Here is a 13,279-nt window from a genome sequence, read left to right on the forward strand (position 1 = left end):
CATCAGATCGACGTGCGTCCAAATGCACTCTGCCAGTCGTGCTCAAACTTCGCGACGGCAGCATCAACCGCCGGAGAGCTAATCATCTGCTGAGCAACGTCCAGCGGTAGCGTGATGGACTCGCAGCCCGCCAGCAGACAATCCAGTGCCTGACGCGGTGTTTTAAAACTGGCTGCCAGTACTTTGGCGTGCGGGGCATGCATTTTCAGTAACGTCTGCAGGTCGGCCACCGTCTGAATGCCATCCCCTCCTTGCGCATCCACGCGGTTAACGTATGGCGCAACGTATTCCGCACCCGCCAGAGCAGCCAATAACCCTTGAACTGCACCGTATACCGCAGTACCTAACGTCGGGATCCCTTCTTCTTTCAGCAATTTTATAGCCGCCAGACCTTCTGCTGTCACCGGCACTTTGACCACGATATCAGCAATGATTGCCCGTAGCTTACGCGCATCGCTGACCATCCCTTCGGCGGTGGTCGCCATCACCTGAGCAAACAGACGCCCTTGCCCTCCCATCGCTTCCTGCAGTTGCGGCAGTAGTACTTCCAGCGTCTGGTTCCCTGCCGCCACAATGCTCGGGTTAGTGGTCACCCCTGCCAGCGGGAAAATGCGCGCCAGAGCTTTTACCGCATCAACATCAGACGTATCTAAATAGAGTTCCATAACCTTTCCTCAAACGAATAATTAGCATGAATAAAAGGTAGCACGGCGAAACCTCACGGTTAGTTGACGCATGTCAATATAACTTTCATTCGAAAGTAATTTAATCTTTATACGAAAGAAAAGAGGTCGCTTATGATTTTCAATATCCAGCGCTACTCCACGCATGATGGCCCCGGTATTCGTACCGTGGTGTTCCTTAAGGGATGCTCCCTGGGCTGTCGGTGGTGCCAGAATCCGGAAAGCCGCGCCCGCACGCAGGACCTGCTTTATGACGCGCGTTTGTGCCTCGACGGTTGCGATCTCTGTGCTCAGGCTGCACCCGCGGTGATTGAACGGGCGCTGGGCGGATTACTTATTCATCGCGAAAAACTGACCGATGACGCTCTCACCGTACTGACCGACTGCTGTCCGACTCAGGCGTTAACCGTCTGCGGAGAGGTAAAAAGCGTGGACGATATCATGGCGACCGTATTGCGAGATAAACCGTTTTACGACCGCAGTGGCGGAGGCCTCACCCTGTCCGGCGGTGAACCGTTTATGCAGCCAGAGCTGGCAGCTGCTTTGCTCAAAGCCAGCCACGACGCAGGCATTCATACCGCGGTGGAAACCTGTTTGCATGTCCCGTGGAAGTATATTGAACCATCATTACCTGACGTCGATCTGTTTCTGGCAGATCTAAAACACGTTGCAGATGCGCCGTTTAAACAATGGACCGATGGGCGTGCCTCTCGCGTACTGGAAAATCTAAAAAAACTGGCTGCCGCCGGTAAAAAAATGATTATCCGCGTACCGCTGATTCAGGGATTCAACGCAGACGAAGCCGCTATTCAGGCCATTACCGATTTTGCCGCCGATGAGCTTCACGTCGGTGAGATCCATTTCTTGCCCTACCACACCCTGGGCATCAACAAATACCACTTACTCAGTCAACCCTACAACGCACCGGATAAACCGCTTGATGCGCCAGCACTGCTCGAATTTGCCCAGCAGTACGCCAGCCTTAAAGGTTTAACCGCGACCCTACGAGGATAATCGCCATGACCACTCTGAAACTGGACACACTCAGCGACCGTATCAAAGCGCATAAAACGGCCCTGATCCACATCGTGAAACCACCGGTTTGTACCGAGCGCGCCCAGCACTATACCGAGATGTATCAGCAACACCTGGATAAGCCTATCCCGGTACGTCGTGCACTGGCACTAGCTCATCATCTGGCGGAACGCACCATCTGGATCAAACATGACGAACTGATCATTGGTAACCAGGCAAGCGAAGTGCGTGCCGCGCCTATCTTCCCGGAATACACCGTCTCCTGGATTGAAAAAGAGATCGACGACCTCGCCGACAGACCGGGCGCAGGCTTTGCGGTAAGCGAAGAGAACAAACGTGTATTGCATGAGGTGTGCCCATGGTGGCGTGGTCAAACCGTGCAGGATCGCTGCTACGGGATGTTCACTGATGAGCAGAAAGGGCTGCTGGAAACCGGCATTATCAAAGCCGAAGGTAACATGACCTCCGGCGACGCACACCTGGCGGTAAACTTCCCGTTACTGCTGGAAAAAGGTCTCGACGGCCTGCGTCACAAAGTCGATGAACGTCGCTCCCGCATCAATCTGACGTGTCTGGAAGACCTCCATGGCGATCAGTTCCTGAAAGCGATTGATATCGTGCTGGAAGCCGTCAGTCTTCACATTGAGCGCTTTGCCGCGCTGGCGCGTAAAATGGCGTCCACGGAAACCCGCACCAGCCGTCGAGATGAACTGCTGACCATGGCGGAAAACTGCGATGTGATCGCCCATGAACCGCCAAAAACGTTCTGGCAGGCATTGCAGTTATGCTATTTCATCCAGCTGATCCTGCAAATTGAATCAAACGGTCACTCGGTGTCGTTTGGTCGTATGGATCAATACCTCTATCCGTTCTATCGTCGCGACGTCGAGCTGAACCAGAGTCTTGATCGTGAGCACGCTATTGAACTGTTGCACAGCTGCTGGTTGAAACTGCTGGAAGTGAACAAAATCCGTTCCGGCTCCCATTCGAAAGCCTCAGCGGGTAGCCCGCTGTATCAGAACGTGACCATTGGTGGTCAAAACCTGGTCAACGGCCAGCCGATGGATGCCGTCAACCCGCTCTCCTACGCGATTCTGGAGTCCTGTGGCCGTCTGCGTTCTACGCAGCCAAACCTGAGCGTGCGTTATCACGCGGGGATGAGTAATGACTTCCTTGATGCCTGCGTGCAGGTGATCCGCTGCGGTTTCGGGATGCCAGCCTTTAACAACGATGAAATCGTCATACCGGAATTCATTAAGTTGGGTATTGAACCGCAGGATGCCTATGACTATGCGGCCATTGGGTGTATCGAAACCGCCGTTGGCGGGAAATGGGGCTACCGTTGCACCGGCATGAGCTTTATTAACTTTGCCCGCGTGATGCTGGCGGCACTGGAAGGTGGGCGCGATGCCACCAGTGGCAAAGTCTTTCTGCCACAGGAAAAAGCGCTCTCGGCTGGTAACTTCAACAATTTCGACGAAGTGATGGATGCCTGGGATACGCAGATCCGCTACTACACGCGTAAATCCATAGAAATTGAGTATGTCGTCGACACCATGCTGGAAGAGAACGTGCACGATATTCTGTGTTCCGCGCTGGTAGACGACTGCATTGAACGGGCGAAAAGCATTAAGCAAGGCGGCGCGAAGTATGACTGGGTATCGGGTTTGCAGGTGGGTATTGCCAACCTCGGTAACAGCCTGGCAGCAGTGAAGAAACTGGTCTTTGAACAGGGCGCTATTGGTCAACAACAGCTGGCCGCTGCGCTGGCCGATGATTTTGACGGTCTGACCCATGAGCAGTTACGCCAACGACTGATCAACGGCGCTCCGAAATACGGCAACGATGACGATAGCGTTGATACGCTACTGGCCCGCGCTTATCAGACCTATATCAATGAACTGAAACAGTATCATAATCCGCGTTACGGACGTGGCCCGGTTGGCGGCAATTACTACGCCGGGACCTCGTCTATTTCGGCAAACGTGCCGTTCGGCGCAGCAACGATGGCAACGCCGGATGGCCGTAAAGCACACACTCCGCTGGCAGAAGGCGCAAGCCCGGCTTCCGGTACGGACCATCTCGGCCCAACGGCGGTAATTGGTTCGGTGGGTAAACTGCCGACCGGTTCGATTCTCGGCGGCGTGCTGTTAAATCAGAAGCTCAACCCGGCCACGCTGGAAAATGAATCCGATAAGCAAAAGCTGATGATCCTGCTGCGTACCTTCTTCGAAGAGCACAAAGGCTGGCATATTCAGTACAACATTGTCTCCCGTGAAACGCTGCTGGAAGCCAAAAAACACCCGGATCAATATCGTGACCTGGTGGTCCGTGTAGCAGGTTATTCCGCCTTCTTCACTGCGCTTTCTCCGGATGCGCAAGACGACATCATCGCGCGTACTGAGCATATGCTGTAAACAATATTGTCGGCCGGATGAGATTCCACACCGCCATCCGGCACGCCACCCTCCCCATTGCCGGATACGCTGACGCTTATCCGGCCTACAACGATTCTTCCCGTAGCCGGGTAAGGCGAAGCTACCATCCGGCTTTTTACTTTCATTCGAAATTAAATTTGTGCTACAGGTCACATTGTTATTAGAATGTTTCTGGTTGCAGTAATCGCCAGGAGCCTATCTTTATGACCATCAAAGTTATCGTCACCGATATGGACGGAACTTTTCTCGACGACGCCAAGAAATACGATCGTGCACGTTTTATGGCGCAGTATCTGGAACTGAAAAAACGAAATATCGAATTTGTCGTGGCCAGCGGTAACCAGTATTACCAGCTGATCTCCTTTTTCCCGGAGCTCAAAGAGGAAATTTCTTTTGTCGCTGAGAACGGGGCTTTGGTCTTTGAACATGGCAAACAGCTGTTTCACGGCGAGCTTACCCGCCACGAATCCCGTATTGTCATTGGTGAACTACTAAAAGATAAGCAGCTCAACTTTGTGGCTTGTGGGCTGCAAAGCGCTTACGTTAGCGAAAATGCGCCAGAGTCCTTTGTCGCATTGATGTCAAAACACTACCATCGCCTGAAACCCGTAAAGGATTATCAGGATATCGATGATGTGCTGTTCAAGTTCTCGCTAAATTTACCGGACCAACAAATCCCATTGGTTATCGATCACCTGCATGCTGCGCTGGACGGCATTATGAAGCCCGTCACCAGCGGCTTCGGGTTTATCGATCTGATCATTCCGGGCCTACATAAAGCCAACGGGATCAGCCGCCTGCTTAAACGCTGGAACCTGTCACCGCAAAACGTAGTCGCCATTGGCGATAGCGGAAACGACGCGGAAATGCTGAAAATGGCGCACTACTCTTTCGCCATGGCCAACGCGGCAGAGAATATCAAAGCGATTGCTCGCTATCAGACCGACGACAATAACCATCAGGGCGCGCTGAACGTAATTCAGGCTGTGCTGGATAACACCTCCCCTTTTAACGTCTAATCCTGCCAACCGGGGTATCCCTCATCCCGGTTTTCACTCTTTTTCTATTTTGCTCACTCCATCAAGTTTTAAACTTGCGTTAACTAAATTTTAACTTATATTATCATCTGTAAGTTAGTTTGGTTTCGAATGAAAGTTAATGCGAGGTGGATATGGCTTTTACTTTTACCAGCGACACGCTGCCTGCCGATCACAAAGCGGCAATCCGGCAGATGAAACAGCAACTGCGGGCACAGCTTGGGGATGTTCAGTTAATCTTCAATCAGTTGAGCGATGCTATCGCCACCCGCGTGGCGGAAATCAACGCCCTCAAAGCGCAAGGTGCCCCAGTGTGGCCAGTGATATCTTATGCAGATATCAAAGCGGGCCACGTAAGTGCAGAGCAGCGTGAAGATATTAAGCGTCGCGGATGCGCAGTCATTAAAGGTCATTTCCCTCGCGAACAGGCTCTCGGATGGGACAGCTCAATGCTGGACTATCTGGACCGCAACCACTTTGACGACGTCTATAAAGGACCCGGCGATAATTTCTTCGGTACTCTGAGCGCATCACGGCCTGAAATCTACCCCATCTACTGGTCCCAGGCGCAGATGCAGGCCCGCCAGAGTGATGAAATGGCCAATGCACAGTCGTTCCTCAATCGTTTGTGGACCTTTACAAGCGAAGGTAAACAATGGTTTAACCCGGATATCAGCGTTATTTACCCTGACCGCATTCGCCGTCGACCGCCGGGAACCACGTCTAAAGGGCTGGGCGCGCATACGGATTCCGGCGCGCTGGAACGCTGGCTTCTTCCGGCATATCAGCAGGTCTTTGCTCATGTTTTCAATGGCAAGCTGGAAGATTACGATCCGTGGCAGGCGGCGCATCGCACTGAGGTAGAAGAGTACACGGTGGATAACACCACCAAATGTTCGGTATTCCGTACCTTCCAGGGCTGGACTGCACTGTCCGATATGCTGCCAGGTCAGGGATTGTTGCATGTGGTCCCGATCCCTGAAGCGATGGCGTATGTGCTGTTACGCCCATTGCTTGACGATGTGCCAGAAGATGAACTTTGCGGCGTCGCGCCCGGCCGGGTGCTGCCGATTTCCACGCAATGGCATCCTCTGCTGATTGAAGCGTTAACCAGCATTCCACAACTGGACGCAGGAGACTCCGTCTGGTGGCATTGTGATGTGATTCACTCCGTCGCACCGGTGGAAAATCAGCAGGGTTGGGGTAACGTGATGTACATTCCTGCCGCACCGATGTGCGAAAAGAATCTGGCCTACGCCCACAAAGTGAAGGCCGCGCTGGAAAAAGGTGCATCACCGGGTGATTTTCCACGGGAGGATTATGAAACTAACTGGGAAGGACGCTTCACGCTGGAGGATTTGAATATCCACGGTAAACGCGCGCTGGGGATTGTTTAATTTTATAACCCCTTATCCCTAAGTATCCCGTGTTACAGGTGCAACCATCACACCTGTAACACGAGAACGACGGGAGACTTATTCGACGCCTTTGCTACGCAGGTAATCTTCGTAGTTACCGGTGAAGTCGATTACGCGTTCCGGCGTAATTTCAATCACGCGGGTTGCCAGCGAGCTGACGAACTCACGGTCGTGAGAAACGAAGATCAGCGTGCCCTGGTACATTTCCAGCGCCATGTTCAGCGACTCGATAGATTCCATATCCAGGTGGTTGGTCGGTTCATCCATAACCAGGATATTCGGTTTCTGCATCATCAACTTACCGAACAGCATGCGTCCTTTTTCACCACCGGAGAGCACTTTCGCAGGTTTCTTGATATCGTCCTGGCTGAACAGCAGACGGCCCAGGAAGCTACGTACGACCTGCTCATCATCGCCTTCCTGCTTCCACTGACTCATCCATTCGAAAACAGTCAGATCGTTTTCGAACTCGTATTCATGATCCTGCGCGTAGTAACCGACCTGGGCGTTTTCAGACCACTTAACGGTACCGTTGTCCGGCTGCAAGTCGCCAACCAACGTTTTCAGCATGGTGGATTTACCCACGCCGTTGGCACCAATGATGGCAACCTTCTCCCCTACTTCCAGCAGCAGGTTGAAGTTTTTAAACAGCGGGCCTTCATCAAAACCTTTCGCCAGCGCTTCCACTTCCAGCGCGTTACGGAACAGTTTCTTATCCTGTTCGAAGCGGATGAACGGGTTCTGACGGCTGGACGCTTTCACTTCGTCGAGCTTAATCTTATCAATCTGACGCGCACGAGAAGTCGCCTGTCGAGATTTAGACGCGTTGGCGCTAAAGCGGCTGACGAAGGATTGCAGATCGGCAATCTGTGCTTTCTTCTTGGCGTTATCGGCCAGCAGACGTTCACGCGCCTGGGTTGCCGCCGTCATGTATTCGTCGTAGTTACCCGGATAAACACGCAGTTCGCCGTAGTCCAGATCCGCCATGTGCGTACAGACCATGTTCAGGAAGTGACGGTCGTGTGAAATGATGATCATGGTGCTGTCACGCTCGTTCAGCGTCTGCTCCAGCCAACGGATGGTGTCGATATCCAGGTTGTTCGTTGGTTCGTCGAGCAGGAGAATGTCCGGGTTAGAGAACAGCGCCTGCGCCAGAAGCACACGCAGCTTCCAGCCGGGTGCGACTTCGCTCATCGGGCCGTAATGCTGTTCTACCGGAATACCTACGCCCAGCAGCAGTTCACCCGCACGCGCTTCCGCAGAGTAGCCGTCCATTTCGCCATACTGAACTTCGAGGTCAGCAACTTTATAGCCGTCTTCTTCGCTCATCTCGGCCAGAGCGTAAATGCGATCGCGCTCCTGCTTCACTTCCCACAGTTCAGCGTGACCCATGATCACGGTGTCAAGCACGGTGAACTCTTCAAAGGCGAACTGATCCTGGCGCAGCTTACCAATGCGCTCGTTAGGATCGAGGGAAACGTTGCCCAGCGTCGGTTCGAGATCGCCGCCGAGAATTTTCATAAAAGTGGATTTACCGCTACCGTTCGCGCCAATCAGGCCGTAACGGTTGCCGCCGCCAAATTTGACGGAAATATTTTCAAACAGCGGCTTACTGCCGAACTGCATGGTGACGTTGCTGGAAACTAACACTGGCGTATCCTGAAAGAGAAAGAAATATGTGACAAACCGCTTATTATGCCATAAGTCTGCAAGAAGATCGCGTCTTCATGCGGAAGGGAAAAAGTGAAACCAAAAGGAAAAAAATGTGATTTAGTACACATCCGAATTCCTTGTTGCTCAGATTGCACATATAATGCGTGCCCAACACTACATAAATCTCAACCCACTAGCCTGCCTGGCACTGAATCTCGCATACATGAATATGAATATGAAATTAACAACGCTTTTCGCGGCGGCACTCGCAATAGTTGGTTTTTGTAATACCGCTTCAGCCGTCACGTACCCGCTGCCGACTGATGGTAGCCGTTTGATTGGCCAAAACCAGGTCATTACTATTCCTGAAGGCAACACCCAACCGCTGGAGTATTTTGCGGCAGAGTATCAGATGGGTCTGTCTAACATGCTGGAAGCCAACCCGGGCGTGGATACCTTCCTGCCGAAAGGCGGCACCGTGCTGAACATTCCTCAGCAGTTGATCCTGCCGGATACCGTGCATGAAGGTATTGTTATCAACAGCGCTGAAATGCGTCTGTACTACTACCCGAAAGGCACCAACACCGTAATTGTTCTGCCGATCGGTATCGGCCAGCTGGGCAAAGACACGCCAATCAACTGGACAACCAAAGTAGAACGTAAAAAAGCAGGCCCAACCTGGACGCCAACGGCGAAAATGCATGCGGAATACCGCGCTGCGGGCGAGCCGCTGCCAGCCGTTGTTCCGGCAGGTCCGGATAACCCGATGGGACTGTACGCGCTGTATATCGGTCGCCTGTATGCCATCCACGGCACCAATGCTAACTTCGGCGTAGGCTTACGCGTCAGCCACGGTTGCGTGCGTCTGCGTAACGACGACATCAAATTCCTGTTTGAAAATGTGCCAGTCGGCACCCGTGTACAGTTTATTGATGAGCCGGTAAAAGCCACTACCGAACCAGACGGCAGCCGTTACATCGAAGTACATAACCCACTGTCTACGACTGAAGCACAGTTCGAAGGCGGAGAAATCGTACCGATTACCCTGACCAAGAGCATTACCAGCATCACCGGCCAGTCTGACGTCGATCAGGCCGTCGTTGAGCAGGCGGTACAGAACCGTTCAGGTATGCCAGTTCGTTTGAACTAATCTGCTATATATGCCCGATGGCGCTACGCTTATCGGGCCTACCAACGCAGTAGGCCCGATTAGGCGCCAGCCGCCATCCGGCACACCACATCAATTACATCAACAGCAGCAAACCATACCCCACCAGCGCCGCCCATATCAGCATCGGTACCGAATACCAATGAAAACGCCACCAGATCCGTCGGTCGTTTGCCATCCGTAACGCAATGAGATTCGCCAGCGATCCCGGCAACAGACCAAAGCCGCCCACATTAACCGCCCAGGCCAGCAGCAGCGTCGGCGGGACATAGTTCAGCAGCAAAATCGTACTCGGCACATTACTGATAAACTGCGACAGGCCAATAGCCGTCAACCAAAGTCCCGACGCTGAGAGCGTGCCAATCTGGTGGGTAATCCCCTGCAAGGCCGGGAGCTGCGTCAACAAATGCACATCAATGAACATCGCCATAAACACTAACAGCAACGTCCAGTCCACGCTGAGGATCACGCGACGCGCCAGTACCATGAACCCTGTCGCCACAATAGCCAGACCCCACAGCTCTTGCTTTAACTCCAGCGCCGCCAGGAAGATGATATACAGCGCCAGACAGCTCCATACCAGGCGTGGTTGCCAGTCAGACGCGCGCGTACCGGTATGATAGTGCAACGCTTTATGCGGGAAACTGAACCAGCACAGCACCACCAGCGTCAGCATCATGGCCCCCGCAAGCGGCGCCATTTGCCAGGTAAACGCGGTAAACGATAAGCCTGAGCGTCCCCACATCAGAATGTTTTGCGGATTACCTATTGGCGTGAGCAACGATCCAGCGTTTACCGCCAGCGCCTCAAAGATAATCAGGCGATTCACCGGAATGGCACATAATTTTTTCAGGGTGATGGTCAGCGGAACAACAATAAACAATGCAACGTCGTTGGTCAGAAACGTCGACAACAACGCCGCCGCCAGCACCATAAATATCGCCAGCTGGCGCTCTGTTTTGAAGCGGCGGGTCATCTTGCGCCCTAACACATCGAAATAACCGCTTAGCTCCACGCCTTTGGTCAGTAACATCAGCCCGCTAAGCGTGATAATCGTGTGCCAGTCAATTGCCCCTGGCCAGGACCGGGGCGTAAATGGCGTGAACAGACTCAGTACAATCCCAACGATGATTAACAGCTGGAAAAAGCGATCGCGCTGTAAGGCACGTAATAAAGGAAAACTCATTCAGAGCCAGTTCCTTGCTGTTGCGTAAACCGGCTAAAAGCCTCCAGCGTTTCCTTACTGACGTGATGCTCCATCCCCTCCGCGTCGCGACGGGCAATTTCCGGGCTGATGCCTAACATCAACAGGAAATTTTCCACAATCTGATGACGTTCCCGGCTCTCCTGGGCTAGTCGTTCACCTTCTGCGGTTAAAAACACCCCACGCCACGGGATCATTTCAATCAATCCGACTGAAGCAAGGCGCTTAAGCATTTTAGCAACCGTCGGCTGGGAAACCCCAAGTCGCGCGGCCATATCCACCTGGCGCGCTTCACCCACCTCAATAATGAGATCGGAAATCAGCTCTACGTAGTCATCAATCAGTTCGCGGCGATGCGCCTCCCGGACCTGACGAAATCCTTCAACGTGTTCTTCGACATTCACCAATTGCGTCACTTTTTTTGTTGTTGGCATACCTGCGCGACGACTCATTCTGCTTCCTCGTTACTGTGACGCGTTAACGGCATCTGATTAGAGAGCGCTCATTGTAAACCAGAGTTGCGTGGGCACAAAAAATTAACGTTTTAGCAATAGCTATATAATATAGCCTGTGCTATATCTGTATATAATAAAGACATCCCTCAAGGACTGATGGGATTGTGAAGTCAGGAGGTTTACATGAATGAATTTAAGAGGTGCATACGCGTGTTTAGTCACTCTCCCTTTAAAGTACGGTTGATGCTGATCTCTATGCTGTGTGACATGATTAACAGCAAACCAGAGCAGGATAAACCTTCAGAAAAATAATGCGGCGTCGCGGTACGCCGCTTCATTTTCCTGCCGTCATTCGGGTACGGTGGTGGTTTTCGTCTCAATAACCCTTCTTTTTGTCAGTTTTGCCACGTCCCTCGCAAAACAATTTCTTTGTAGTAGTTGACCTTCTCTTGCGCACACTCTATCTTTTCGCAGCCCTGCGTATATTGCGGCTCGCGGATGCGGACCCTATCCCTCTTCTCGCTCTCTCAGGCAGGCAATGACCCTTAGCGCCAGGGTAAGCACATGGCGTTTTTGTAACAGTGGCATATGAATTTAACCCTCAAAGATTCAATCATTGCTCGTAGCCGAGCGATTAGTCCGTGGACTGGCCTCTATTTCTTACAGTCTTTGCTGATCAACCTTGCTCTGGGCTATCCGCTTAGCCTGCTCTATAGCGTTGCTTTCACCTGTATATTGATGCTGCTGTGGCGTAGCGCGCCGCGCGCGCAGAAAGCACTGATTGGCATTTGCTCACTCATTGCGGCAATGTACTTTCCGTTCGGCCAGGCTTACGGCTCACCGAACTTCAATACCTTGCTGGCGCTGCACTCAACCAATATGGAAGAGTCAACCGAGATCCTGACCATCTTCCCCTGGTACAGTTATCTGGTTGGGGTGTTTATTTTTGCCCTTGGCGTTATCGCCGTACGCCGTAAAAAAGATGTGCAGCAGCGCAGCTGGAATAAGTTCGACAGCATTTGTTTGCTGTTTAGCGTTGTCGCATTCTTTGTTACCCCGGTACAAAACCTGGCCTGGGGCGGCGTGTTCAAGCTGAAAGACACTGGCTATCCGGTTTTCCGTTTCGCCAAGGACGTTATCGTCAATAACAACGAAGTGCTCGACGAACAAGAGCGTATGGCGAAACTGTCGAGCGTAAAAGACAGCTGGACGGTAACCGCCGTTAAACCGAAGTATCACACCTACGTCGTGGTAATCGGTGAAAGCGCCCGCCGCGATGCGTTAGGCGCGTTTGGCGGTCACTGGGATAACACCCCGTTTGCCAGCTCCGTTAACGGCTATATCTTTGCGGATTACATTGCTGCCAGCGGTTCAACGCAAAAATCGCTCGGCTTAACGCTTAATCGGGTAGTGGATAATAAACCCCAGTTCCAGGATAACTTTGTCACCCTGGCTAACCGCGCGGGCTTTCAGACATGGTGGTTTTCCAATCAGGGACAGATTGGTGAATACGATACGGCCATCGCCAGCATTGCGAAGCGCGCTGATGAGGTTCAGTTCCTCAAAAGCGGTGACTTCGAAGCGGATAAAAACACCCGTGACGAAGCGCTGTTGAAGATGACTGCCCAGGTGCTGGCAACCGAGCGCACCCAGCCACAGCTCATCGTGCTGCATTTAATGGGCTCGCATCCGCAGGCCTGTGACCGAACGCAGGGTAAATACGAGACTTTCGTCCAGTCAAAAGAGACATCTTGTTATCTGTACACCATGACGCAGACGGATGACCTACTGCGCCAGCTTTACGAGCAGTTACGTAACAGCGGTAATAGCTTCTCGATGGTCTATTTCTCCGATCATGGCCTCGCGTTTAAAGAGCGGGGAAAAGAGGTGCAGTACCTGGCGCATGACGATCAGTTCCAGCAGAATTTCCAGGTGCCTTTTATGGTGCTGTCGAGCGATGATAAAGCGCATCGGGTGATTAAAGCCCGTCGCTCCGCCAATGATTTCCTCAGCTTTTTCTCGCAGTGGACGGGGATAAGCGCAAAAGAAATCACCAACAGCTACCGCTTTATCTCAGAGAAAAAAGCCGGGCCGGTGTACATCACCAACTTCAAACTGCAGAAGGTGGACTACAACCATCTGGGTACCGATATTTTCTCAACCAAATAATACGTTGTCGGCCGGATAA

At 52.4% G+C, this 13,279-nt stretch carries 11 protein-coding genes; 7 read left to right on the forward strand and 4 right to left on the reverse strand.

Annotated elements, in window-relative coordinates; genetic code table 11:
* Positions 1–2: 2 nt before the first annotated feature.
* Entirely contained in the window at positions 3–665 is a 663-nt protein-coding gene (gene fsa / locus OGX83_RS10070; RefSeq protein WP_286587977.1) for a fructose-6-phosphate aldolase, read from the reverse strand.
* A gap of 132 nt (positions 666–797) precedes the next feature.
* On the opposite strand from fsa, the gene OGX83_RS10075 reads away from it, so the two are divergent.
* The 4 genes from OGX83_RS10075 (at position 798) to OGX83_RS10090 (ending at position 6,590) form a co-directional block, all read left to right on the forward strand.
* Positions 798–1,697: a glycyl-radical enzyme activating protein gene (locus tag OGX83_RS10075; protein ID WP_008784219.1), complete on the forward strand. Its 900-nt coding sequence runs from the start codon at positions 798–800 to the stop codon at positions 1,695–1,697.
* Positions 1,698–1,702: 5 nt separating this feature from the next.
* Positions 1,703–4,135 carry a glycyl radical protein gene (locus OGX83_RS10080; protein WP_032942784.1) on the forward strand — a complete coding sequence of 811 codons (2,433 nt, stop codon included), beginning with the start codon at positions 1,703–1,705 and terminating at the stop codon, positions 4,133–4,135.
* Positions 4,136–4,359: 224 nt separating this feature from the next.
* On the forward strand, positions 4,360–5,175 hold the full coding sequence (locus OGX83_RS10085) for a Cof-type HAD-IIB family hydrolase (RefSeq protein ID WP_032942782.1): 816 nt from the start codon (positions 4,360–4,362) through the stop codon (positions 5,173–5,175).
* Positions 5,176–5,327: 152 nt separating this feature from the next.
* Positions 5,328–6,590, forward strand: a complete 1,263-nt coding sequence (locus tag OGX83_RS10090) for a DUF1479 domain-containing protein (RefSeq protein WP_286587980.1) — start codon at positions 5,328–5,330, stop codon at positions 6,588–6,590.
* Positions 6,591–6,668: 78 nt separating this feature from the next.
* On the opposite strand, the gene OGX83_RS10095 is transcribed toward OGX83_RS10090, so the two are convergent.
* Positions 6,669–8,261, reverse strand: a complete 1,593-nt coding sequence (locus tag OGX83_RS10095; RefSeq protein ID WP_008784214.1) for an ABC-F family ATPase — start codon at positions 8,259–8,261, stop codon at positions 6,669–6,671.
* A 232-nt stretch (positions 8,262–8,493) separates the two neighbouring features.
* Between OGX83_RS10095 and ldtB the strand changes: the two genes are divergently transcribed.
* A complete protein-coding gene (gene ldtB / locus OGX83_RS10100; RefSeq protein ID WP_008784213.1) occupies positions 8,494–9,414 on the forward strand; it encodes a L,D-transpeptidase in 921 nt (306 codons plus the stop codon).
* 94 nt (positions 9,415–9,508) lie between these two features.
* Here the strand turns inward: ldtB and OGX83_RS10105 are convergent, their stop codons facing one another.
* Entirely contained in the window at positions 9,509–10,618 is a 1,110-nt protein-coding gene (locus tag OGX83_RS10105) for an anion transporter (protein ID WP_286587983.1), read from the reverse strand.
* On the reverse strand, positions 10,615–11,088 hold the full coding sequence (gene mntR, locus OGX83_RS10110) for a manganese-binding transcriptional regulator MntR (protein ID WP_003831586.1): 474 nt from the start codon (positions 11,086–11,088) through the stop codon (positions 10,615–10,617). The genes OGX83_RS10105 and mntR overlap by 4 nt, the downstream gene beginning before the upstream one ends.
* Before the next feature lie 186 nt (positions 11,089–11,274).
* Between mntR and mntS the strand changes: the two genes are divergently transcribed.
* Positions 11,275–11,403 (forward strand): manganase accumulation protein MntS, encoded by a 129-nt coding sequence (mntS, locus tag OGX83_RS10115; RefSeq protein WP_003831584.1) that lies wholly within the window; start codon positions 11,275–11,277, stop codon positions 11,401–11,403.
* A gap of 276 nt (positions 11,404–11,679) precedes the next feature.
* Positions 11,680–13,260, forward strand: coding sequence for a phosphoethanolamine transferase (locus OGX83_RS10120; RefSeq protein ID WP_048214618.1), 1,581 nt, complete (start codon positions 11,680–11,682; stop codon positions 13,258–13,260).
* The last annotated feature ends 19 nt before the right edge of the window (positions 13,261–13,279 follow it).

Source organism: Citrobacter sp. Cpo074, assembly GCF_030332745.1.
GTDB classification, from domain to species: Bacteria; Pseudomonadota; Gammaproteobacteria; order Enterobacterales; family Enterobacteriaceae; genus Citrobacter; species Citrobacter portucalensis.

Bases quoted from the DNA above. Each gene is read 5' to 3' on its own strand.
- fsa (WP_286587977.1), bottom strand. From the start codon at position 665: ATGGAACTCTATTTAGATACGTCTGATGTTGATGCGGTAAAAGCTCTG.
- OGX83_RS10075 (WP_008784219.1), top strand. From the start codon at position 798: ATGATTTTCAATATCCAGCGCTACTCCACGCATGATGGCCCCGGTATT.
- OGX83_RS10080 (WP_032942784.1), top strand. From the start codon at position 1,703: ATGACCACTCTGAAACTGGACACACTCAGCGACCGTATCAAAGCGCAT.
- OGX83_RS10085 (WP_032942782.1), top strand. From the start codon at position 4,360: ATGACCATCAAAGTTATCGTCACCGATATGGACGGAACTTTTCTCGAC.
- OGX83_RS10090 (WP_286587980.1), top strand. From the start codon at position 5,328: ATGGCTTTTACTTTTACCAGCGACACGCTGCCTGCCGATCACAAAGCG.
- ldtB (WP_008784213.1), top strand. From the start codon at position 8,494: ATGAATATGAAATTAACAACGCTTTTCGCGGCGGCACTCGCAATAGTT.
- OGX83_RS10105 (WP_286587983.1), bottom strand. From the start codon at position 10,618: ATGAGTTTTCCTTTATTACGTGCCTTACAGCGCGATCGCTTTTTCCAG.
- mntR (WP_003831586.1), bottom strand. From the start codon at position 11,088: ATGAGTCGTCGCGCAGGTATGCCAACAACAAAAAAAGTGACGCAATTG.
- mntS (WP_003831584.1), top strand. From the start codon at position 11,275: ATGAATGAATTTAAGAGGTGCATACGCGTGTTTAGTCACTCTCCCTTT.
- OGX83_RS10120 (WP_048214618.1), top strand. From the start codon at position 11,680: ATGAATTTAACCCTCAAAGATTCAATCATTGCTCGTAGCCGAGCGATT.